Origin of the sequence: Natronomonas gomsonensis (assembly GCF_013391635.1) — an archaeon.
GTDB classification, from domain to species: domain Archaea; phylum Halobacteriota; class Halobacteria; order Halobacteriales; family Haloarculaceae; genus Natronomonas; species Natronomonas gomsonensis_A.
Map to the genome: position 1 here is coordinate 1,478,802 of NZ_JACAWU010000001.1, position 19,975 is coordinate 1,498,776.

Here is a 19,975-nt window from a genome sequence, read left to right on the forward strand (position 1 = left end):
GACCGAACCGCCTTTCTCGAACTGTATGATGCTGCCGACACACGCGCTCGTCGGGCTCGCGCTCGCGGCGCCGCTTGCGGTGTACGCCCCTGAGTTGGCGCCAGCGGCGCTTCTCGGCGGGCTCCTCGGCGGAATCTTCCCCGACCTCGATTTGTATTCGGGTCACCGGAAGACGCTGCACTACCCGACGCTGTACCCGATTGCGGCGGTGCCTGCAGCCCTCGCGGCGTTCGTCTGGACGGGGCCGCTTTCGGTCGCAATCGCCCTGTTCCTGTTGGGCGCGGCACTCCACTGTCGGATGGACGTGTACGGTGGGGGCCTCGAACTCCGGCCGTGGGAGGGAACCTCCGAGCGGGCGGTGTACGACCACACTCGCAAGGAGTGGCTCGCACCCCGTCGGGCGGTCGCCTACGACGGTTCGCCCGGCGACCTCGCGCTGTCGGCCGCGGTCGGCGTGCCGCTTTTCGTCGTTCTCGACGGCACTTTCGCGTGGGCTGTCGCCGCCGCGCTCGGGGTTGCAGCGGCGTACGTTACGCTACGGCGCCGGCTCGCCGACCTCGCGCCGAGAGTGTTCCGGTACGTTCCCGAACCGTTCGCGGCCTACGTACCCGAGCGCTACGCGATGGAGTGACGCTTCGCTCGGAATCGGCTTTTCGTCCCGCTACCCGAACCGCCAGTGAACATCCGTGCAACGTTTAGCGGCGGCGTTCGGTTTTATGGCACCGCGGGTCGTACCTCGCGTGTATGGAGGTACGCGAAGCAACGGCAGACGACGGCCCGACGATACGGTCTCTCGCGCTCCGGTCGATGGAAGCGTCGTACTCGCTGAGTCCGAGCACCATCGAGGGAGCGATTCGACAGTGGTACGGTGTCGACAAATTCGCCGAGAAACTCGAGGACGACGAGGTACAGCTCCTCATCGCCGAGGAGGACGGCGAACCGGTGGCGTTCTCCGAGAGCGTCCTCGTCGACAGTCGCGGCGACATCCACTGGCTCCACGTCGCCGCGATGTACCGTGGACAGGGAATCGGACACGCCCTCTACGAGGAGACCCGCCAGCGCCTCGAAGACGCCGGCGCCGAGACCATCCGCGGACTCGTCCTCGCGGACAACACCGAGGGTAACCGATTCTGGGAGAAACGCGGACTCACGAAAGTCGGGGAGGGAAGCGTCGAAATCGACGGCACCGCCTTCATCGAGAACATCTACGTCGACCACGAGGGCTCGGAAATCCAGCCCATCGTCGTCGACGACCGAGAACTGTACGTCGACCGAAGCGACTCCGACCGCGGCTCGAAAGGCGCCTTCTACACCGTCTACACCGAGGAGGACCGGGAGAACAAGTACGGGTACTACTGCGGTTCCTGTGAGTCACTCGTCACGTCGATGGACTCGATGGGGCGACTGGAGTGTGACTCCTGTGGCAACCAGCTGAAACCGACTCGCTGGGACGCCGCCTACATGTAATCGGGCGGCTCGATTTTACAATCCGAGCTCTCGGCCCAACACGAGGTGTTGGATTTCGCTCGTTCCCTCGCCGATTTCCATGAGCTTCGCGTCCCGGTAGAAGCGCTGGGGCGCGAAGTCCGTGGTGTAGCCGTAGCCGCCGTGGACCTGCACGGCGTCTTCGGCGATTTCACGGCATATCTCGGAGGCGTCGAGTTTCGCGAGCGAGGAGATGCGCGTCACGTCCTCGCCGTTGTCGTACATCGTCGCGGCCTTGTGGGTGAGCAGTCGCGCCCGCTCGATTTTCCGGTCCATCGAGACGACCATGTCACGAACGGCGTCGAACTTCGAGATGGGACTGCCGAACTGTTCGCGTTCGGTGGCGTACTGCCGGGCGGCTTCGAAGGCGCCGACGCCGAGGCCCGTCGACAGTGCGGCGATGGAGATGCGACCGCCGTCCAGGGTCTTCTTGGTCTGTTTCCACCCCTCACCCTCCTCGCCCAGCAGGCGCTCTTCGGGAACCCGAACGTCGTCGAGTTGGATTTCACACGTCGGTGAGGCGTTCAAGCCCATCTTGTCCCACACCGTCGACACCTCGAAGCCGTCGTCGTTCTCGGGGTCGACGATGAACGTCGAGATACCGTCGTAGCCCGCGCCGGGTTCGGTGACGGCCTTCACGAGGACGCTGTTTGCGACGCTGGCGTTCGTGATGAACTGTTTGGTGCCGTTGATGACGTACTCGTCGCCGTCCTTCTCGGCCATCGTGTCCATGTCCGATGCGTCGCTTCCGGAGGAGGGTTCGGTGAGTGCCCACGACCCCATGCCCTCGCCTTCCGCCAGCGGCCGAGCCCATTTCTCCTTCTGTTCTTCGGTTCCGAACTTGACGATGGGCATCAGTCCGAGGGAGGTGTGGGCGACGTACGAGAGGCCGACAGACCCGGAGACGCGGCCGAGTTCCTCGGCGACGACGGCATACATGAGGTAGTCGCCGCCCGCACCGCCGTACTCCTCGGGGACGGGGACGCCCATCAAATCGAGGTCCGCCAGTTCTTCGAATATCTCCTCGGGGAAGCGGTGTTCGTCCTCGATGTCCTGTGCGATGGGTTCGAGCTCCGCCTCACAGAAGTCGCGGACGACTTCCTGAATCATCCGGTGTTCGTCAGGCAGTGTGAAGTCCATACACACACCTTCGACGGCGCAAAAATAAACGTGCCGCCACGAGCAACCCTCTCACGTCGATTCGGTCGGAACTCGGCGGGGCGAAATCATTTATGCCGCTCGCCGCCGTACCGACTGTGGATGGCATTCCGACGACTCCTCAAGGCGACCGTCCCGGATTCGGCGTTGGAAGCCGTCGCCGAGGAGGTGGCGACCCGCTACGGGGAGTCGTCGTCGGAGTACGAGTCACTGGAGGCCGACAACTGGCTGTCGGTCCCCCTCGTCGTCAACGAGCAGTGGTTCGTGAAGGTCATCGCCGACCAACACACCCTGCTTCACGGCCTGCTGACGACCGGCCGGAACCTCGGTGCGCTCTCCTCGGGCACCGAGGGATTCTTCGAGCGCTTCTCGACGCCCTACGAGATGGCCGAACACGAACTGGAGTCGACGAGTCGGATGCACGAACTCGGCATCAACGCACCCGTTCCCATCGAGGCGTTCGAACACGACGGTTTCGGCGTCCTCGTTTTGGAGTATCTCCCGTCGTTTCGGACGCTCGACGAACTGCCGCCGGCGGAGGCGGAGTCGTTCGCGCCCGAACTGTTCGAGAACCTCTCGCGGATGCACGAGGCGGGCCTCGCCCACGGCGATTTACGCGAAGAGAACGTCCTCGTGGCGCCCGACGACGACGGCGAGGAGGCGCTGTACTTCATCGACGCGACCCGGGTTCGGGAGGGCGCAATCGAGGACGCGACGGCCTACGACCTCGCGTGTGCGCTGGCGTCGCTGGCACCACACATCGGCGCGACGGTGACCGTCGAGGCGGCCAGCGAATTCTACTCGGCGGAGCAACTGCTGGCCGCTCGGGAGTTCCTCGACTTCGTGAAGATGCGGCCCGACCACGACTTCGACGGCGCGCTCGTCAAGGGCGAAATCGAGAAGTTGGCCGCCTGACGTGGCTCACTCCTCGTCGTCTTCGAGCGCCTCGTCGATGAACTCGTGGGCGTCTTCGAGTATCTCTCGGGGGCCGTCCTGTGTGATGGTGTTGATGGCCTGCTCGTAGTCGCGCCACTGCAGGTCGCGGTGCTCCGAGGACAACTCCGCCGACGCCTCGTATGACTTGGCGACGAACAGGTGGACCGTCTTGTGGATGGTGTTGCCGTTCGCTTCGAACACGTAGTCGTAATCTTCTCGGAAGCCGTCTAACAGCCGGAAATCCTCGATTCCGGCCTCCTCTTTCACTTCGCGGATGGCGGTCTGCTGGAGCTCTTCCTCGCCCTCGACGCCGCCTTTGGGGAACTCCCAATCGCCGGGCCGGGACTTGAGCAGCAGGTACTCGCGCCGGCCACGCGTATCGCGAAAGAGGATGGCTCCCGCGCTCGTGGCCTCTATCATTACTCCGGGGTAGTCGGTCATTACGTAAAGGAATATCGGAGCCTCGACGGTGTCACGTCCCAACAGCGACCGTAGACTCCACCTCCGTCCACTGCGAACCGATAGATGCGTTTTTGAGTGTCGAGCGTGCAGTAGGCTACATGCCCTTCGTCACCACCCTGACGCTCCAAAGCGGGGACCGAGACGTCCTCGAACGCGTCGCCGGGGACATCAAGGAGCGTGCGGAACGCAAGGGCGTCGAGTTGCGTGGGCCACACGCCGAGTCGCCCGACGACCGCTCGGTGCCGCAGTCGAAGCGTCTCGACGCCGACGCCGCGGCCTTCGGCTCGTGGCGCTACACGATTTACACGCGAACGATGGAGATCGTTGGCCACGACGAGTTCGCCCGCAACACGGCCGGTCAGGAGTTCCCGGCCGGCGTCCACATCGACGTCGACGTCGAGCGCGTCTCCGCCCCCGGCTCCCGTTAGGCTAACTCGGTGAACCGAATCGACTGGTTCCCTATCCGAACGTCCAGCGTCGACTGTGCGTCAGGCCGATACCAGTCGTAGCTGTCGGTCGGTCCCTCGTCAGTCGAGATTCGAACGCGCAGCGGCGCGTCCGGGACGGAGCCGGCTTCGAGGCTGAAGGCGCCACCCTCCGCGCTGAGCGTCGTCCGCTCGACGAGTATCTGTTCGAGGTCGCTCGTCGCCGGCGTGTTCGTGGTTTCGGTCCCGTTTTCGCCGTCGCTCGGCTCGGGTAGTTCGTAGATGCGGAGCGTCACGCGAAGCTCCATGTCGGACTCGTTGGTGACGAAAAGCGGTGTCGACGTTCGCCGCGACCCGGGGTCGCCACAGCCGGCCAATCCGGCGGTGACGGCGACGCCGACTGCGGTCATCGCCCGCCGACGTGACACGTCCATACCCGACGTAGCCGCCGGGAATCCAAGAGGGTGTCGCGTCCCGTCGGCGGGGCAATCGCGGAGGCTTATACTCGCGGGGACCCACGTCCGGGTATGAGCACTGACCGCCGCAGTCGTCTGGTCGCGTTGCGTCGCGAACTCCACCGCCATCCCGAACCCGCATGGAAGGAGTTCTGGACGACAGCCCGCATCGTCGAGGAACTGCGCTCCGTCGGCGTCGACGAACTGCACGTCGGTCGCGACGCCCTCGGCGAAGACCGCCTCTCGGTACCCGACGAGACGGAACTCGCCGAGTGGGTCGACCGTGCCCGCGAGGCCGGCGCCGACCCCGACCTGCTTGAGTCGATGGCCGGCGGCTGGACCGGCTGTGTCGCCATCATCGAACAGGGCGAGGGTCCCGTCGTCGGGTTGCGCGTCGACATCGACGGCCTCCCGCGTGAGGAGTCGACCGACGACGACCACCACCCCGCACGCGAGGGGTTCCGCTCGGAAACCGGGGCGATGCACGCCTGCGGCCACGACGCCCACGCCACCATCGGTATCGGTGTCATCGAGGCCATCAAGGAAAGCGACTTCTCGGGGACGCTGAAGGTGTTCTTCCAGCCAGCCGAGGAGGTCATCGGCGGCGGCAAGCCGATGTCGGAATCCGGCCACCTCGACGACGTGGCGTACCTCTTTGCGCTCCACATCGGCCTCGACTTCCCGACCGGCGAGGTCGTCGCCGGCATCGGCGACATGCTCGCAGTCACGCAGTTCTACACGGAGTTCAGCGGCTATCCGGGCCACGCCGGCGCACGCCCCGAGGAGGGGCGCAACGCAGTGCAGGCGATGGCGACGGCCGTCCAGAACCTCTACGGGATTCCCCGCCACAGCGAGGGCGCCTCGCGGGTCAACGCCGGCCGGGTCGGCGGCGGCACGGCGACGAACATCATTCCCGAGGAGGCGTTCGTCCACGGCGAGGTCCGCGGCGAGACGACCGAAATCCGGGATTACACCTTCGACCGCGCCGAGAAGGTCTTCGAGGGCGCGGCGACCTCCCACGATTGTGAAGTCGACATCGAAATCGAAGGGGAGGCCCCATCGGCCGAGAGCGACGAGGCGCTCGTCGACGTCGTTCACTCGGTGTCGTCGACACACCCCCAGGTGACACAGCCGACTCGTCGTGGCTCCCTCGGCGGCAGCGAGGACGCGACCTTCCTCATGCAGTACGTCCAGGACAACGGCGGGCTCGCCACCTACGTCGGTATCGGAACCGACCACCCCGGTGGCCACCACACCGCCACGTTCGACGTAGACGAGGATTCCTTAGAAATCGGCGTCGACGTTCTGAACGAGGCCATCGAGTCCGTCAGTCACGAGCGACCGTAGAACCGTTCATCCGGATTGTTGTAGTCCTGTACCGATCAGCGCCGACTCGTCTGGCGCTGACCGGTACATCGTTACAACAATCCGTATCAGTGGTCGTCCTCGCGCCACTTGTGGTCGCACTCGACGCAGGTGAAAAAGCGGGTCTCGGACTCGTCGGCGGCGCGAATCTGTTTCATCTCGTAGCGAGCGCGATCGTGGCCACATTTTGGGCAATTGACCTTCGTCGTCGGGCCGATTTCGGCGTCGTCGACTTCGGACATGTCGACCGGGCCGCTGTCGGTGTCTTGGCCCTCCGTCGTCGTCATGCTCGCTTCGTTTTCGGTGTCGCGGTCCTTCTCGAAGCCGCAGGACTGACACACCCACGTGTCGTCCTCGCTGTGCATCATCGAACCGCACTCGTCGCAGAACTCCATATCCGTGTGTGACGGTACGGGCCGTATTTAAACGGCGGGGTTCAAGCGTCTCCCTCGGATTGGCCGGGTTCGCCGAGCGCTTCCTCCGGGAGGTGACCGAACAGCTCGTCGCGCAACTCGGCGGCGGAGTCGAACGCCTCACTCGGCACGTCGGCGACGAGGCCGCCGAGGTTCGTCTCGCCGTCGGCGTACTCCAGTGTCACGTCGTCTAGTTCGGTCGTGGCCGATTCACGGGACACCGGATACGACAACGCCTCCAGCGGTTCGTCGATGTGGCTCAGTTTGACAGTTCGTGTCATGGGTACACTCCGGTCGCTGTGGGCAAAACTCCGTCGGCGTTCCGTCTTCGGAAGGGTGATAGGACTCCTCCCCGTCGATTCGGTAGATGTTCGGGACGGACCGTCGGGTCATCGTGCTCGCGTTGGCGCGGATGGCAGACGCCGTCGCCAACTCGTTTCTCATCATCGTCCTGCCGCTGTACATCGCCAGCGGCGAACTCGCCCTGCCGGGGTTCGAAGGTATCTCGGTGCTCGGAATCCCGCTCACCATCGAGTTGCTCATCGGCGTGGCGCTGTCGCTGTTCGGTTTCCTGAACAGTTTCGCCCAGCCCTTCACCGGGCGGCTCTCGGACCGAACCGGACGCCGGAAAATCTACATCCTCTTCGGGCTGACGGTGCTTGCGGTCACCTCCGTCGCCTACGCCGTCGTCGACAGCTACGAGGCGCTACTCGTCGTCCGCGCGCTGCAGGGGCTCGGTGGCGCCTTCGTCATCCCGACGACCATCGCCTTGGTCAACGACCTCGCCCGCAGCGACGCCGAACGCGGCGGTAACTTCGGCGTGTTCAACACCTTCCGACTCATCGGCTTCGGCTTCGGGCCCGTCGTCGCCGGCCTCGTCGTCCAGGGTGGCCCATACGCGCTTCCGACCGGCGTGACGCTGTCGGGGTTCAACGCCGCCTTCGGCGTCGCCGTCCTCGGCGCGCTGGTCAGTTTCACGCTCGTGACGCTGCTCATCAGCGATCCGCCGAGTACGCAGGCCGACGCCTCCGACGACCTCTCGGTGTCGGTGATGGGCGAGGACCGACTGTTCGACCCCGTGTTCGTCCTCGGCGTCGGCACGCTGTTCATGGCCATCTCGATTGCGCTGTTCGCGACGCTACAGGAGCCGGTCAACAGCCGTCTGAATCAGGGCTCGACGTGGTTCGGAATCCAGTTTTCGGCGGTCGTCATCGCGAACGTCGTCCTGCAGGTCCCTATCGGCTGGGCTGCCGACCGCATCGGCCGGAAACCGTTTCTCGTCGGCGGGCTCGTCATCCTCGCGCCGGCGGTGCTCGCACAGGGACTCGTCACCTCGCCGTTGAACATGCTTTATGCCCGCCTCGCTCACGGAGTCGCGGTCGCGATGGTGTTCGCACCCGCGCTGGCGGTCGCCGGCGACCTCGCCAAGGAGGGCCAGTCCGGAACGACGCTGTCGGTGCTGACGATGGCCTTCGGGTTCGGTACCGCAATCGGGCCGCTGGCCTCGGGAGTGTTGTTCGGCTACGGCTTCGTCGTTCCCTTTGCCTTCGGGGCGGCGCTGGCGCTGGCGGCGCTCGTCTTGGTCGCGACGCAGGTCGAAGAAACGCTTGAGGGGGCTGTCCTTCCCGACTTCGTCCCCGGCGGCGATTAGCGAGACGGCTGTTCCGAGTCGTTCACCGGTTCCGGCCGAGCGACTCGTGGCTGGTCACCCAGTCGGAGGCGGAGATGGCGGCACCGAGCGAGATTTCGCCGGCAAGCACGGTTGCGGCGGCGATTTCGGCGAGTTTGTTGACGTTGCCGGGGCCGGCACAGTCGAGGATTTCGAGACACTCCTGTTGGGTCGCCATTCCCGTCCCGCCGCCGTAGGTGGCGACGATGAGCGAGGGGATGGTAACCGAGATGTGCAGCGAGTCGTCGTCGAGCAGCGTCGTGTTGAGGATGGCCGCCGAGGACTCGGCGACGTTGGCCTCGTCCTGTCCGGTGGCGATGAACAGCGACGCGAGGCCGTTCGCGGGGTGGGCGCCGTTGGTGTTCGCACCGGAGAAGAACGACCCGATTGTGGCGATTTTGCTGTGGTGGGCGAGGCTGTCGGGTTCGGCACCGAGGTGGTGGATGCAGGTATCTCGGTCCAGCGTCACTTCGGCGGTGACGCGCTTGCCGCGGGTCATCATGTCGTTGACTTTCGAGGCCTTCTTGTCGGTCGCGAAGTTGCCCTCGAGGTAGAAGTTCTCCACGTAGCCGGGGTACTCCTGAAGCACCCAGTTACACGCCGCGAAGGTGGCTTTCCCGACCATGTTCTGTCCGGCGGCGTCGCCCGTCTGAAAACTGAACCGCAGGTGGGCGAAGTTGTTGGTCATGTAGTCCTCGATTTCGACCAACTCGGCGACGCTGGAGGTCTCCTCGGCCTTCTCCTTGATGGTGTCGTAGTGCTCGAACACCCAATCGCGGAAGTCACGGGCGTTGCGGGCGTCCTCGAAGACGAACACCGGCGCGCGGTTCATCCGGTCGTTGACGACCGTGGTCTTCGCGCCGCCCGAGAGGTTGATGGCCTTCATCCCACGGCTGTAGGAGGCGACGAGCGTCCCCTCCGTGGTGGCCATCGGAATCGGGTACTCGCCGTCGGCGTACTCGCCGTTGATTTTGACCGGTCCGGCGAGCCCGAGCGGCATCTGGGCGACGCCGATGAAGTTCTCGATGTTACCCTGCCCCATCGAGGCGTCGAAGGAGAACTCCGGGACGTGTTCGAGTTCGGCGCCGGTCTTCTCTTCGATGTACTCGTGGCGCTCGGCGATGGCCTCTTCGCTGTAGTTGTCGTCGTCCGAGCGCGGAATGCCGGGGATGGCGTCCTCGCCGCGGATGGTGTCGCCGATTTCCAGCGTCAGTTCGCCGAACGGCTCTGCGACGAAGTCGACGTGGATGTCGTGGTCGCCCGTCGGGAGGTTCATCTCCTCGACGACGACGGTGACGGTCCGTCCGACGGGGAACTGAATCGGACTGTCCTCGGTGACTTCGTCGAGTCGGAAGGAGTCGCCGTCGGCGGTCACCAGCCGGACTCGCTCGGAGTCGATCTCGTCGCCGTTGATGACGAGACGGTTGATGCCGGCGAACTTCGCGTCCTGGAGGCGGTTTTTCACCTCGAATTCGACGCCCCGGTCTGTGTCCTTCAGACTTCCGTAGGTGTACAGTCGTTTGAGTATCTTTTCGGGGATGTCGAGGGAGACGAACCCACCCGACCCCACGATGTTGGCGTAGATGCGCTTCAGAATCCCACTGTCTGGCGTTGGTATAACCATCTGCGTGCCTCATGCTCCGACCATACTGTAAAAAAGATTGTGTAGAAAACATACTATCACCTAAATGAATAAATACTGTCAGTTCGGTTTCAACGCTTAATTGGCCGGTATGAGCCGGTTTGAAGGCTGTTCTCGTACCGTCCGCCACAGTCTCTCGTGGGTTCGGTCGTGTGTCAGACGTGTCCGGGACGACTCCGACCCTTTTTCTAGGAGTAGGCGCCTACTCACTCCACATGACCCTCTCGGAGGAGGCCGAATCCCGGTTGGCGGACATCGTCGCCCTCCAGCCGACGAAGAACGGCGAGTTACAACAGCGGTGGGGCATGGACAGCGGCAGCGAGGTCCACCAGTACCTCGAGAACGAACTGAAGGAGTACTACTACCGCGACGAGGACAGCCTCATCCGGGCGACGCCGGAGGCCGCCGCTCTCGTCGGTATGGACGACAGCGAGGAAATCGTCCGCGTCCCCGAACTACAGGCCAGAATCATCGACGTACTCGCCGGCCCCGCCGAGGACCCCCAAAGCGTCGTCTCCGTTCTCCACGACCTCCGTGATATCGACGTCGACAGCGACCCCGACGCGGTCCGCTCGGGACTGCGCAGCCTCAAGGACAAGGGCATCGTCTCGTTGATTCGCAAGACTGTCCCCACCTTCCGGTTGGCCGTCGAGCGTGACACCATCGAGGTCGAAGTGCTGGCAGACCCAGTCGAGAGCTAACGGTGCCGCCGTCGTTTTTCTGCGAGCAGCCGTTTTATCGCCGCTCCCGGCCCGCCGTCGATGGGCCACTCCTTCGCTCGCCAGACGGGTGGTTCGGGTTCGAACGACCGACAGCGGGCCGAACACTCCGCGGCGGTCTGTTCGCGGCCCTTCGCTGCACACCGCGGAAACGGTCCCGCCGGCTCGGCCACCTCGAAGTGCCGACAATCGGGGCGCATCGTGTCGGCGTAGGCGCGCCAGCCACGCTCGTAGGCCCGCTCGGCGATTTCGAGCCGTTTGCGCCGCTTCCAGTCGGGGTCGGCGTACTCGAAGCGGGCCGCTGAAGCGTCGTATTCGCCCCCGTCAGGACGTTCGAGAATTCGCGTTCCCGGCTCCGAAACCGGAAGCGACCGGGGATTCCACACCGGTTCGGCACGCCAGCCCTCTGGCCCTTCCGACACTGCGAGGATGCCCACCTCGACGGGCATCGCCTCCAGCAGCGCCGGTTCGACCTCCTCGCGGGTCGCCTCCGTCGCCAGCCACACCTCGTCGGCCAGCCCCAGCGCCACGTCGTGTTCGAGTTGTTCGGCCAGCACGCGGGCCGCCGAGGCGTCGAGGTCCGGTTTGTTCTCGATTGCGACGATGCGGTCGGCCCACTCGGGATACCGGTAGCGCCGCCGCAACTCGATTCGGTTGCCGTCCGTTCGGGTCTCGACGAACCCGCGGTCGGCCGCACGGTGGACCGCTTCCCGGACGTAACGCCAGGGGTAGCCGGGGTCGGGGAGGGCGTCTCGGTAGTACGTCCAGGAGGTGGGTGCGTTCCGGGCGACGTGGAGCAAATCGGAATCCAGTCGATCCTCGCCGAACGGTGCGCGCCCGTCGAGGCCCGCCTCGGTCGTCTCCACGACGACGGTGTCCCAGCGGCGCCGTCTGGTGCCGAGTTGGCGGGCGACGAGTGCGGTGGTGTCCTTGCCTGTGCCACCAACGGGCGGCCAGTTCCGCTCGGCCCATTCACACACCCGCAACTCGAAGCCGAACTCCTTCACGTTCGGCGGTGGGAACTGGGGCGACGTAAGCGGTTCGCTGCAGTTCGTTCGCCGACCATCTTTTTCACGACCGCCGTGCAAATATTGCCGCATGGCAGAGTACGACCACTACATCGGCGGCGAGTGGGTGAGCGGCGACGGCGACGACTTCGAAAGCGAAAATCCGGCGACTGGGGAGACATTGGGAACCTTCCCCCGTGGCACCGAATCGGAGGTCGACCGCGCGCTCGCGGCGGCCGACGTCGCCTTCGAGGAGTGGCGCTCGCTGTCGTACATCGACCGCGCGGAGTACCTCTGGGAAATCTACCACGAACTCCGTGACCGCCACGAGGAGTTGGGCGAAGTCGTCACCAAGGAGTGTGGCAAGGAGATTTCGGAGGGGAAAGCCGACGTGACCGAGGCGTGGCACATGGTCGAGTGGGCGGCGGGCAACGCACGCCACCCCCACGGCGACGTGGTGCCGAGCGAGATTCCGAGCAAGGACGCCTACATGCGGCGGAAACCGCGCGGCGTCGTGGGCTGTATCACGCCGTGGAACTTCCCCGTCGCCATCCCGTTTTGGCACATGGCGGTCACGCTCGTCGAGGGCAACACGGTCGTCTGGAAACCCGCAGAGCAGACGCCGTGGTGCGGCCAAATCGTCGCGGAGATGTTCGACGATACCGGGATTCCCGACGGCGTGTTCAATATGGTCCAGGGATTCGGCGACGCCGGCGCCGCCATCGTCGACGACGACCGCGTCGACACCGTCCTCTTCACGGGCAGCGCCGAGGTGGGTCACTCCATCGCCGATACGGTCGGCGGGACGCCCGGTAAACTCGCCGCGTGCGAGATGGGCGGGAAGAACGGCATCGTCATCACGGAGAACGCCGACCTCGACGTGGCCGTCCACTCGACCGTAATGTCGAGTTTCAAGACGACGGGCCAGCGCTGTGTGTCGAGTGAGCGACTCATCGTCCACACCGACGTGTACGACGAGTTCAAACAGCGGTTCGTCGACCTCGCGGAATCGGTCGCCGTCGGCGACCCACTCGACGAGGGGACCTTCATGGGCCCAGTCGTGGACGAGGACCAAGTCGAGAAGTTCGGACGGTACAACGACCTCGCTCGTGAGGAGGGCGCGAACGTGTTGGTCGACCGCGAGGAACTCGCCGCCGACGAGGTTCCGGAGGGCCACGCGGGCGGTCACTGGGTCGGCCCGTTCGTCTACGAAATCGACTACGACCCCGAGTTGCGCTGTCTCAACGAAGAAGTGTTCGGGCCACACGTCGCCTTAATCGAGTACGACGGCGACATCGAGCGCGCCGTCGAGATCCACAACGACACGCCGTACGGGTTGGCCGGAGCCATCATCAGCGAGGACTACCGGCAAATCAACTACTACCGCGACCACGCCGAGGTAGGGCTCGCCTACGGGAACCTCCCGTGTATCGGTGCGGAGGTGCAGTTGCCGTTCGGCGGCGTGAAGAAATCCGGCAACGGCTACCCATCCGCCCGGGAGGTCATCGAAGCGGTCACCGAGCGGACGGCGTGGACGCTGAACAACTCCCGAGACATCGAGATGGCACAGGGCCTCTCCGCGGACATCAAGACCGAAGAATAACGGTCGCTTTCGGGGTGTAGTTCGTCGAAGACGGAACGAGGGGGGTGGTGGCGCCGGACACCGGGCAAATCCGGCGCAGGTGGGTGGACGGGTTTGCGGCGGACGTTGGTTCTGCCGTCACGACGAGAAAAGCGTCGTTCAGGCAAATTATCGTAAGCCGGGATGTCTTATAAACCCTCGTTTGCCGGCCGACGCACGTCAGACGTTACCGACGGTCTTCCAGTGCCGGGAACTCCTCCCGAACTGCCTTGACGCGCTCGGGGTCACAGTCGGCGTAGACGATAGTCGGGTCGTCGTCGGCGGACGCGAGCGTTGTCCCCCACGGGTCGTAGACGCTCGAGCGGCCGACGAGTGTCGCGTCCTCGAACGTCGCCGACCCGTTGACCGCGCCGACGTAGGTGAGGTTCTCGACGGCTCGCGCACGCGGGAGGAGTTTCCAGTGTTCGACGCGGGGGTAGGGCCACGCGCTCGGCACCAACACCAGCGTCACGCCCGAATCGACGAGCTGGCGGTACTGTTCGGGAAATCGGAGGTCATAGCAGGTCGTCACGCCGACGGTGTGGCCGCCGAGTTCTGCCGTCTGTACGTCTTCGCCCGGGACGAGCAACTCCGCTTCCGCGGAGTCGTAACCGAAGAGGTGGCGTTTCCGGTAGACGAGTCGCCGCTCGCCGTCGGCATCGAACAGCACCGCGGTGTTCGCGTATCCCTCCTCGGCGGGGACCGACTCCCCCGCGTCGGCGGAGGCCGCGAGGTCCTCGACGACCGTTCCCGCGAGGACCGACACGCCGTGTTCGGCCGCCGCAGCGCTGATTCGTCGGTGGGTCTCACCGCCCAGCGGTTCGGCGTTGCGGGCGTAGGCATCGAAGGCGAAGTACCCCACGTCGAATATCTCCGGGAGCGCGACGCAGTCGGCGCCCTTCTCGGCGGCGCGTTCGATTGCGTCGACCGCGCGGTCGACGTTGGCATCGACCGCTGCGGCCTCGATTTCCAGTTGTGCGAGTGCGAGTCTCATAAGTCGAGGTCGCGTCGGATGGCGGCTTCGAGGTTCTCCAGTTCGCCGTCGAGCTGTTTCTTGAAGTATCGCTCGACGCCCGGGAGCTTTCCGTCGACGACGAACCGGTTCGTCAGTCGAGTGCCGCCATCGTTCGGTTCGAGGGTGTGTTCGCCCTGGACGCGCATCGCCTTCGAGCGACCGATGAACTTCACGTAGCGCGGTTCGTCGTGTCGGAGTTCCTCCGTCTCGACGGCGATGGTCCTGTTCATCCGCGGAATCGGCAGGCGGACGTGCCACGTCGCGGTGTCCGCGCCGGTCACTTCGTACTCCTCGACGACGCTAATCGAGCGGGCGCGTCGCTCGGGGTCGGCGATGAACTCCCACACTGCCTCCGGTGGGGCGGCGAACTCGAAGACGCGTTCGACGCGGACGGTCATATCGAACCGACGTGGCGGGCCACTAAAAGAGCGACTGTTGCGGCCGTCCCGTGGGGGTCTATTCCGGTGTGACGCGCCAGGTCGTCGAGCGTGCTCGCGACCACTTTTCGATGTCGACGTCCTCGGAGTGTTCCGCGAGGCGCGGGAGGCGGGCACCGACCTGCTTGGCGGTGAGGCCGATGGCGTCCGCGATGTGTTTCGCGCGGAAATAGCGGTCACCACCGTGGGCGCGCTCCCGGAGGTATCCGAGAATACGCTCGTCTTCGTCGCTCAGTTCGCTCATATGCTCCATAGGTCACGCAGCGGCTTAAGGCCCTTCCTTTACTCGAAGACGTGGTAGGCGGCGACGGCGAGCGAGCCGGCCAACATCGCCACACCGAACGCCGCGCCCGAGGCGGCCTGGTCGCCTGTGATGCCGAACACTGCCATTCCGACGGCGCCGAGGCCGGCGACGACGGCGAACAGAAGCGGGAAGCCGACGCGTTTGTCCGTAGCTGAAGCGGTCTCCATACCCACGCCTACGGCACTGCGATTATAAATCCCGACGGTCTCCGCCGGAACCGGGCCACAGCCTATTTGCTTTCTCGGCGCATCGGCCCGACAAATGGCGTCCGGTATTCTCGCGTTCGGCAAACTGAAAATCGCTGCCGCGGTTCTCGGCGTCGTCGTCGCGTCGCTCGTCGGTGCGGTCGCACTCGGCGCCGTCGGTGCCCCGACCGTCGAAGGCGTCGACAATCGGTTCGGCGACGTGACCGACGAGACGACGATCGTCCACACCGACCTCGTCGTGAACAACCCCAACCCCATCGACATCCAACTCGGCAGCACGACCATCAACTACACCGTCGGCATGAACGGCGTGCCGATAGCTTCGGGCAACCGGACGGGTGTCGACCTCGAACAGGGCAACTCGACGCTCGCGTTCCAGACGGCGATGGACAACGGGCAGATTCCGCCGTGGTGGACGACCCACATCGAGAACGGCGAGCGGACCGTCGTCACCATCAACGCGACGGTCCAAACGTCGATACTCGGCGAACGGCAGTTCGACATCACACAGGAGCGGGAGGTCGAGACGGACCTCATCGGGCAGTTCAACTCCGAGGAGACGCGGCCGGTGAACGCCGACGACCCGCCGCCGGTCATGTCGAACCCGGTGCTGTACGTCAACCGGACCAGCGCCGACTGGGGCACCGTCACCCGGGAGGAGACGCCTATCGACATGGAGTTCCAACTGTACAACCCCCAGACCTTCCCGTACACGATTTCGGAACTCGGCTACGAGATAACGATGAACGGCGTGTTGGTCGGCGAAGGCCAAACCGAGGACATCGCCGCTATTCCGCCAGGAGCGACCGAGACGGTTCGGACCAAGGCTGCCATCATCAACGGAAACCTCGACGAGTGGTGGGTCACGCACCTCCAGAACGACCAGCGCACGCAACTCAAAATCGAGTTCTACGCGGTGGTCTCCGGCGAGGAACTCGTCTCCGACGTTCGCGTCCCGCTGGACGAACTCACCTACGAGGAGACAATCGAGACGGACATCTTCGGCAACAAGAACGCGAGTACGGCACCGAACGGGAGCCAGTCGACGCCAACACCGAGTGACGGCACACCGACGCCCGCGACGACGCCGACACCCACCGACGACGGCGTCCTCGAGACACCGACTCCGGTGACAGACGAGACGGCGACTGAATCGGAGACCGCAACGCCGACCGAAACCGACGATGGAATCGGTATCTAACGACTGCTACTGAATCGTGACGTGTTCGCTCTCCTCGTTGAGCGCGAGGTTCGTCGCGATTTCGGCGTTCCGAACGGCGTACTGGGCAGTCTGACCGAGGCTGACGAGCACCTCACGCACGCGGAGGAGGTCCTCGTTGGGCATCTCGTCGAGGTCGTTGAGGATCTCTATCTCGCGGTTGCGGACCTCGGCGAACTTCTCTCGGGTCTCGATGGCCATGTCGTAGTCGCGTTCGACGGCTGCACGGACACCGAGTTCGGTGATTTCGTTCACCTGGTCGGTGAACTCCCGGATGCGGCGCATCGTGCTGTCCTCGACGTTGAGGCTGTGGCCCTCGGTTTCGAGGACGATTTCGGCGATGTCCTCGGCGTTGTCGGCGGTGAGTTCGAGGTTCTTCGCGATAGAGCGGTAGCCGATGAGGGGGAACCCGGAGTCGAGGCCGACCGCACGCGCGAGATTGGGGTTCTGATAGGCCGTGAAGATGAGGCGGAGTAGCAGGACGAAAATCTTGTTCGCCTGTCGCTCGCGGTTGAGCGCCCGCTGGGCGAGGTCGGGGTTGCCGTGGGCGAGTGCCTTGATGGCCTCGTTTCGCATCGTCGACCCGGTCGACTCCAACCGTTCGAGCAGGTTGTCGAGGGTGAAGTCTTCGGGGTCGACCGAACAGCGGATGGCGATGCGTTCCGGGGTCTCCTCGATGACGCCCAGTCCCATCAACTGGGTTTCGGCGTTGTAGACGGCGTTGATTTGAGCGGAATCCAGCGTGCCACCCTCCTCGACTTCGACGTGGATGATGCGGCGCCCGAGGACGTACTGGGCGACGATGGCGCGCTCGACGGCGTCGGCGTCGAGGTTCTGTGCGTGGATGACGGCCTCGCTTTCCTCCTGTTGGACGGATTCGGGCATCACCGTGAGGGTTCCCTTCGACCCCATCCGCAGCGAGACCTCGTCGCCCTTCTCGACGTCCTGTTTCTTCGCCCACTCCGCAGGGAGCGTCATCGCCAGCGTCGACGGCCCCAGTCGCTGTACCTTACGCGTTTCCATATCTACCCCTCGCGCTCCGAAGTATTAATACTCACTATACAGGCACCAACCGAACGGCAAAACATTATATTGTGAAACGATACCGTTAATCACGAACGACGCGAACTCAGTCGTCGCTGGCGGTGGCCTGTTCTTCGACGCCCGGCCAACTCTCGTGGTTGCGGGCCCGTTCGCGGAGGCGCTCGGAGGTTCCGGGCACGTCGGCTTCGGTGACTGCTCCCTGCGCCTCGATATCCTCGACGGACCGAGGGAACTTCCGGAGGTCGTAGTGGTTGCCGATGCCACAACGGGCACCCTCGCCCATCGCGGTCGGAATCTGGTTGTGACCGGGCGTCACGTCGCCAACGGCGAAGACGCCGTCGACGTTCGTTCGGCCGTGGTCGTCGACGGCGATGGTACCGTCGTCGTTCAACTCGACGCCGAGTGACTCCGCGAGGTCGGTGTTGTAGTTCGAACCGTACATCGGGAAGCCGCCGCGGTACTCTCGATAGCTCCCGTCCTCGAACTCGAAGCCCTCCAGCCAGCCGTCCTCGCGTTTCTCCATCCCCGTAATCTCCTCGTGGATGACATCGACGGGGTGGTTTTCGAGCATCGTCGCGGTCTCCTCGGACCACTCCGGTTCCTCGCCGCGGGTCAGGAGGTCCACGTCGGGCGTGAAGTTGAGCATGATCATCGCCACGTAGGCGGCCGAATCGCCGGTCCCCATCACGTACACCGGCTGGTCGACGAACATGTAGGCGTCACAGTGCAGACAGTAGTGCAGTCCCTTGCCGGTTCGGGGCAGCGGCGGGTCCGGCCGCTCGTCAGAAAAGCCGGTCGCGAGGACGACGTGGTCGGTCGTCACCTCGACGTTGCCGGCGGTGACGTGGTAGCCCTCGTCGGTCGGTTCGATGTCGGAGACGAAGTCCTGGAAGTAGTCGGCGCCGTAGGACTGCACCTGCTCGGTTGCCGTCGCGAGGAACTCGTTGCCCGAAACGTCCTCCGTGACACCGATGACGTTGTGGGTGTCGAGCATCATCGCTGCCCGGCCGCCACCGCGGTTGATGATTGCGGTGTCGTGGCCGAGTCGTGTCGTGTACAACGCCGCCGTCAATCCAGCGGGTCCACCGCCGACGACCGTCACTTGGTAGTGGTCCGTCATTGGTGTCCGATAGCCGTCCCACCGGCTTAACTCCCGGGTCGGTTGTGTCGTGTCGATACATCTCTCCGAAAGGGGGCGACGACACAACGGCTTTCCGAGACCGGCCCTTACACCGGGTATGTCGTTCGAAATAGACGAGGGGCTTCCACAGGCGGACGTCGACGAACTGGTCGACGAAGTCATCGAGAACAACGAGGTCGTCCTGTTCATGAAGGGGACGGCGATGGCGCCGCAGTGTGGCTACTCCGAGAAGGCGCTTCACCACGTGCGTCGATATCGTGATGACGTGGAGTGTATCGACGTGTTGACCTCAATCGACGAGTTCCGGGCCGCCTTGGAGCGACACAGCGGCTGGACGACGACGCCGCAGGCCTACGTCGACGGCGAGTTCGTCGGCGGGAGCGACGTGCTAGAGGAACTCGACGAACGCGGCGAGTTGGCGGCGACGCTGAACGCCGAATGATTCCGTTCGCAGAAACCGTGGTAATGCGGCACATGCGGAAGGACAGGTGATATAAGTGAGGAACCCTTACGTTCAACCGGACCACTCGCGTCAGGGGCGCTCGGCCCCCTGTGGGACAGGGATACTATGACCAGCCGCGTTTACAGACTCCACTCGACCCTGGAACTGCAACTAGACGACGTTCACGAGTTCTTCGACGAGTACGACCTACCCGTCGAGATCGAGGACGTCGAAGTAACCAGACGGAACAACACGCTCATCGTGAGCGCCGTCGCCGCCGAAGACAACATCTCCAAGTACACGCCAACCGCCCAACTGAAGGCGAGCGTGACGGAGAACCGTCTCTACGAGACGGAAGACGGGTGGCAGGAGACGCCCCCGGACCCCCAAAACGGCGGTGCCGCCGGCGGCGACGACGACGACGACGGCCCCCAGTGGGGCAGTTTCGGAAGCGGCGGCCAGATGCAGGAACAGGAGGTCGAAGTGAACTCCAAACTCGTCGAGTACGCCTGCTTCAAGGGCGACCGCGAGACCGTCCTGCAGAACACCGCCCTGCAGTATCCGATGTTCGAGGTACTGTGTGACCTCGCGAAGTTCGCCGAGAAGGGAACGCTCACCGCCATCGCGGCGGTCGACGACGAACTCGTCGCGACACGCATCGTCGACGGCGAGGAACGCTCGGCGAGCATCGAAGTCATCGACGACCCACGCGAACGGGATGCCGAAAACACCGTCAACTGGCGCGACAACAAGTTCATCAGCGACGACTGAACGCTTCTCCGTTACGTATTCTTGCGACAGTTCAGAGCC

24 protein-coding genes are annotated in these 19,975 nt (G+C 64.5%); 11 read left to right on the forward strand and 13 right to left on the reverse strand.

Going from position 1 to position 19,975, the window contains the following annotated elements; translation table 11 throughout:
• Positions 1-25: 25 nt before the first annotated feature.
• Together HWX69_RS07685 and HWX69_RS07690 are read left to right on the forward strand one after the other, a co-directional pair.
• The gene (locus HWX69_RS07685) at positions 26-631 is read left to right on the forward strand and encodes a metal-dependent hydrolase (protein WP_178916485.1); all 606 of its coding nucleotides are present in this window, start codon (positions 26-28) and stop codon (positions 629-631) included.
• A 113-nt stretch (positions 632-744) separates the two neighbouring features.
• On the forward strand, positions 745-1,467 hold the full coding sequence (locus HWX69_RS07690; RefSeq protein ID WP_178916486.1) for a GNAT family N-acetyltransferase: 723 nt from the start codon (positions 745-747) through the stop codon (positions 1,465-1,467).
• Between the two features lie 15 nt (positions 1,468-1,482).
• Here HWX69_RS07690 and HWX69_RS07695 read toward each other — a convergent pair whose 3' ends face one another.
• Positions 1,483-2,625 (reverse strand): acyl-CoA dehydrogenase family protein, encoded by a 1,143-nt coding sequence (locus HWX69_RS07695; RefSeq protein ID WP_178916487.1) that lies wholly within the window; start codon positions 2,623-2,625, stop codon positions 1,483-1,485.
• A gap of 120 nt (positions 2,626-2,745) precedes the next feature.
• Here HWX69_RS07695 and HWX69_RS07700 point away from each other — a divergent pair, with 120 nt between their 5' ends.
• Complete coding sequence (locus HWX69_RS07700; protein WP_178916488.1) at positions 2,746-3,558, forward strand: RIO1 family regulatory kinase/ATPase domain-containing protein; 813 nt, start codon at positions 2,746-2,748, stop codon at positions 3,556-3,558.
• A 6-nt stretch (positions 3,559-3,564) separates the two neighbouring features.
• Here HWX69_RS07700 and HWX69_RS07705 read toward each other — a convergent pair whose 3' ends face one another.
• Positions 3,565-3,999, reverse strand: a complete 435-nt coding sequence (locus tag HWX69_RS07705; protein WP_178916489.1) for a bis(5'-nucleosyl)-tetraphosphatase — start codon at positions 3,997-3,999, stop codon at positions 3,565-3,567.
• Between the two features lie 140 nt (positions 4,000-4,139).
• On the opposite strand from HWX69_RS07705, the gene HWX69_RS07710 reads away from it, so the two are divergent.
• Positions 4,140-4,469 carry an uS10/mL48 family ribosomal protein gene (locus HWX69_RS07710; protein WP_156709701.1) on the forward strand — a complete coding sequence of 110 codons (330 nt, stop codon included), beginning with the start codon at positions 4,140-4,142 and terminating at the stop codon, positions 4,467-4,469.
• Here the strand turns inward: HWX69_RS07710 and HWX69_RS07715 are convergent.
• A complete protein-coding gene (locus HWX69_RS07715) occupies positions 4,466-4,900 on the reverse strand; it encodes a hypothetical protein (RefSeq protein ID WP_178916490.1) in 435 nt (144 codons plus the stop codon). The two genes, HWX69_RS07710 and HWX69_RS07715, sit on opposite strands and share 4 nt — an antisense overlap.
• Positions 4,901-4,993: 93 nt before the next feature.
• On the opposite strand from HWX69_RS07715, the gene HWX69_RS07720 reads away from it, so the two are divergent.
• Positions 4,994-6,268: an amidohydrolase gene (locus HWX69_RS07720; protein WP_178916491.1), complete on the forward strand. Its 1,275-nt coding sequence runs from the start codon at positions 4,994-4,996 to the stop codon at positions 6,266-6,268.
• Positions 6,269-6,354: 86 nt separating this feature from the next.
• Here the strand turns inward: HWX69_RS07720 and HWX69_RS07725 are convergent, their stop codons facing one another.
• Complete coding sequence (locus HWX69_RS07725; RefSeq protein WP_178916492.1) at positions 6,355-6,681, reverse strand: transcription factor S; 327 nt, start codon at positions 6,679-6,681, stop codon at positions 6,355-6,357.
• Between the two features lie 41 nt (positions 6,682-6,722).
• Complete coding sequence (locus HWX69_RS07730; protein ID WP_178916493.1) at positions 6,723-6,980, reverse strand: DUF5789 family protein; 258 nt, start codon at positions 6,978-6,980, stop codon at positions 6,723-6,725.
• A gap of 86 nt (positions 6,981-7,066) precedes the next feature.
• Between HWX69_RS07730 and HWX69_RS07735 the strand changes: the two genes are divergently transcribed.
• Positions 7,067-8,350, forward strand: a complete 1,284-nt coding sequence (locus tag HWX69_RS07735; protein ID WP_178916494.1) for an MFS transporter — start codon at positions 7,067-7,069, stop codon at positions 8,348-8,350.
• 22 nt (positions 8,351-8,372) lie between these two features.
• Here the strand turns inward: HWX69_RS07735 and HWX69_RS07740 are convergent, their stop codons facing one another.
• Positions 8,373-9,992: a hydroxymethylglutaryl-CoA reductase gene (locus HWX69_RS07740; RefSeq protein WP_178916495.1), complete on the reverse strand. Its 1,620-nt coding sequence runs from the start codon at positions 9,990-9,992 to the stop codon at positions 8,373-8,375.
• A gap of 233 nt (positions 9,993-10,225) precedes the next feature.
• On the opposite strand from HWX69_RS07740, the gene HWX69_RS07745 reads away from it, so the two are divergent.
• Positions 10,226-10,711, forward strand: coding sequence for a DUF5797 family protein (locus tag HWX69_RS07745; RefSeq protein ID WP_178916496.1), 486 nt, complete (start codon positions 10,226-10,228; stop codon positions 10,709-10,711).
• Here the strand turns inward: HWX69_RS07745 and HWX69_RS07750 are convergent.
• On the reverse strand, positions 10,708-11,736 hold the full coding sequence (locus HWX69_RS07750; protein ID WP_178916497.1) for a DUF5787 family protein: 1,029 nt from the start codon (positions 11,734-11,736) through the stop codon (positions 10,708-10,710). The genes HWX69_RS07745 and HWX69_RS07750 overlap by 4 nt on opposite strands.
• Before the next feature lie 91 nt (positions 11,737-11,827).
• On the opposite strand from HWX69_RS07750, the gene HWX69_RS07755 reads away from it, so the two are divergent.
• The gene (locus HWX69_RS07755; protein WP_178916498.1) at positions 11,828-13,339 is read left to right on the forward strand and encodes an aldehyde dehydrogenase family protein; all 1,512 of its coding nucleotides are present in this window, start codon (positions 11,828-11,830) and stop codon (positions 13,337-13,339) included.
• Positions 13,340-13,544: 205 nt separating this feature from the next.
• Here HWX69_RS07755 and HWX69_RS07760 read toward each other — a convergent pair whose 3' ends face one another.
• Genes HWX69_RS07760 through HWX69_RS07775 form a run of 4 tightly spaced genes read right to left on the reverse strand, consistent with a single transcriptional unit; the run spans position 13,545 to position 15,280 of the window.
• Positions 13,545-14,351 carry a carbon-nitrogen family hydrolase gene (locus HWX69_RS07760; RefSeq protein ID WP_178916499.1) on the reverse strand — a complete coding sequence of 269 codons (807 nt, stop codon included), beginning with the start codon at positions 14,349-14,351 and terminating at the stop codon, positions 13,545-13,547.
• Complete coding sequence (locus tag HWX69_RS07765; RefSeq protein ID WP_178916500.1) at positions 14,348-14,770, reverse strand: CoxG family protein; 423 nt, start codon at positions 14,768-14,770, stop codon at positions 14,348-14,350. Before HWX69_RS07765 ends, HWX69_RS07760 begins: the two co-directional genes overlap by 4 nt.
• A gap of 58 nt (positions 14,771-14,828) precedes the next feature.
• Positions 14,829-15,053 (reverse strand): DUF7123 family protein, encoded by a 225-nt coding sequence (locus tag HWX69_RS07770; protein ID WP_156709690.1) that lies wholly within the window; start codon positions 15,051-15,053, stop codon positions 14,829-14,831.
• 38 nt (positions 15,054-15,091) lie between these two features.
• Entirely contained in the window at positions 15,092-15,280 is a 189-nt protein-coding gene (locus HWX69_RS07775) for a DUF7525 family protein (protein WP_156709689.1), read from the reverse strand.
• A 94-nt stretch (positions 15,281-15,374) separates the two neighbouring features.
• On the opposite strand from HWX69_RS07775, the gene HWX69_RS07780 reads away from it, so the two are divergent.
• On the forward strand, positions 15,375-16,520 hold the full coding sequence (locus tag HWX69_RS07780) for an LEA/WHy family protein (RefSeq protein WP_178916501.1): 1,146 nt from the start codon (positions 15,375-15,377) through the stop codon (positions 16,518-16,520).
• A 6-nt stretch (positions 16,521-16,526) separates the two neighbouring features.
• Here the strand turns inward: HWX69_RS07780 and HWX69_RS07785 are convergent, their stop codons facing one another.
• Together HWX69_RS07785 and HWX69_RS07790 are read right to left on the reverse strand one after the other, a co-directional pair.
• On the reverse strand, positions 16,527-17,561 hold the full coding sequence (locus HWX69_RS07785) for a phosphate signaling complex PhoU family protein (RefSeq protein WP_156709687.1): 1,035 nt from the start codon (positions 17,559-17,561) through the stop codon (positions 16,527-16,529).
• A 106-nt stretch (positions 17,562-17,667) separates the two neighbouring features.
• Entirely contained in the window at positions 17,668-18,702 is a 1,035-nt protein-coding gene (locus tag HWX69_RS07790) for an NAD(P)/FAD-dependent oxidoreductase (RefSeq protein ID WP_178916502.1), read from the reverse strand.
• Positions 18,703-18,820: 118 nt separating this feature from the next.
• Here HWX69_RS07790 and HWX69_RS07795 point away from each other — a divergent pair, with 118 nt between their 5' ends.
• Both HWX69_RS07795 and HWX69_RS07800 read left to right on the forward strand, forming a co-directional pair.
• Positions 18,821-19,165: a glutaredoxin family protein gene (locus tag HWX69_RS07795; protein WP_178916503.1), complete on the forward strand. Its 345-nt coding sequence runs from the start codon at positions 18,821-18,823 to the stop codon at positions 19,163-19,165.
• 126 nt (positions 19,166-19,291) lie between these two features.
• Positions 19,292-19,936, forward strand: coding sequence for a DUF7110 family protein (locus tag HWX69_RS07800; RefSeq protein ID WP_178916504.1), 645 nt, complete (start codon positions 19,292-19,294; stop codon positions 19,934-19,936).
• Positions 19,937-19,975: the final 39 nt, after the last annotated feature.

What these genes read in the sequence shown, in the direction of transcription:
- HWX69_RS07730 (WP_178916493.1), bottom strand. Translation starts at nt 6,980, where the DNA reads ATGACACGAACTGTCAAACTGAGCCACATCGACGAACCGCTGGAGGCG.
- HWX69_RS07775 (WP_156709689.1), bottom strand. Translation starts at nt 15,280, where the DNA reads ATGGAGACCGCTTCAGCTACGGACAAACGCGTCGGCTTCCCGCTTCTG.
- HWX69_RS07785 (WP_156709687.1), bottom strand. Translation starts at nt 17,561, where the DNA reads ATGGAAACGCGTAAGGTACAGCGACTGGGGCCGTCGACGCTGGCGATG.
- HWX69_RS07745 (WP_178916496.1), top strand. Translation starts at nt 10,226, where the DNA reads ATGACCCTCTCGGAGGAGGCCGAATCCCGGTTGGCGGACATCGTCGCC.
- HWX69_RS07690 (WP_178916486.1), top strand. Translation starts at nt 745, where the DNA reads ATGGAGGTACGCGAAGCAACGGCAGACGACGGCCCGACGATACGGTCT.
- HWX69_RS07710 (WP_156709701.1), top strand. Translation starts at nt 4,140, where the DNA reads ATGCCCTTCGTCACCACCCTGACGCTCCAAAGCGGGGACCGAGACGTC.
- HWX69_RS07790 (WP_178916502.1), bottom strand. Translation starts at nt 18,702, where the DNA reads ATGACGGACCACTACCAAGTGACGGTCGTCGGCGGTGGACCCGCTGGA.
- HWX69_RS07770 (WP_156709690.1), bottom strand. Translation starts at nt 15,053, where the DNA reads ATGAGCGAACTGAGCGACGAAGACGAGCGTATTCTCGGATACCTCCGG.
- HWX69_RS07720 (WP_178916491.1), top strand. Translation starts at nt 4,994, where the DNA reads ATGAGCACTGACCGCCGCAGTCGTCTGGTCGCGTTGCGTCGCGAACTC.
- HWX69_RS07760 (WP_178916499.1), bottom strand. Translation starts at nt 14,351, where the DNA reads ATGAGACTCGCACTCGCACAACTGGAAATCGAGGCCGCAGCGGTCGAT.
- HWX69_RS07780 (WP_178916501.1), top strand. Translation starts at nt 15,375, where the DNA reads ATGGCGTCCGGTATTCTCGCGTTCGGCAAACTGAAAATCGCTGCCGCG.
- HWX69_RS07800 (WP_178916504.1), top strand. Translation starts at nt 19,292, where the DNA reads ATGACCAGCCGCGTTTACAGACTCCACTCGACCCTGGAACTGCAACTA.
- HWX69_RS07740 (WP_178916495.1), bottom strand. Translation starts at nt 9,992, where the DNA reads ATGGTTATACCAACGCCAGACAGTGGGATTCTGAAGCGCATCTACGCC.
- HWX69_RS07765 (WP_178916500.1), bottom strand. Translation starts at nt 14,770, where the DNA reads ATGACCGTCCGCGTCGAACGCGTCTTCGAGTTCGCCGCCCCACCGGAG.
- HWX69_RS07755 (WP_178916498.1), top strand. Translation starts at nt 11,828, where the DNA reads ATGGCAGAGTACGACCACTACATCGGCGGCGAGTGGGTGAGCGGCGAC.
- HWX69_RS07705 (WP_178916489.1), bottom strand. Translation starts at nt 3,999, where the DNA reads ATGATAGAGGCCACGAGCGCGGGAGCCATCCTCTTTCGCGATACGCGT.
- HWX69_RS07695 (WP_178916487.1), bottom strand. Translation starts at nt 2,625, where the DNA reads ATGGACTTCACACTGCCTGACGAACACCGGATGATTCAGGAAGTCGTC.
- HWX69_RS07715 (WP_178916490.1), bottom strand. Translation starts at nt 4,900, where the DNA reads ATGGACGTGTCACGTCGGCGGGCGATGACCGCAGTCGGCGTCGCCGTC.
- HWX69_RS07795 (WP_178916503.1), top strand. Translation starts at nt 18,821, where the DNA reads ATGTCGTTCGAAATAGACGAGGGGCTTCCACAGGCGGACGTCGACGAA.
- HWX69_RS07700 (WP_178916488.1), top strand. Translation starts at nt 2,746, where the DNA reads ATGGCATTCCGACGACTCCTCAAGGCGACCGTCCCGGATTCGGCGTTG.
- HWX69_RS07685 (WP_178916485.1), top strand. Translation starts at nt 26, where the DNA reads ATGATGCTGCCGACACACGCGCTCGTCGGGCTCGCGCTCGCGGCGCCG.
- HWX69_RS07735 (WP_178916494.1), top strand. Translation starts at nt 7,067, where the DNA reads ATGTTCGGGACGGACCGTCGGGTCATCGTGCTCGCGTTGGCGCGGATG.
- HWX69_RS07725 (WP_178916492.1), bottom strand. Translation starts at nt 6,681, where the DNA reads ATGGAGTTCTGCGACGAGTGCGGTTCGATGATGCACAGCGAGGACGAC.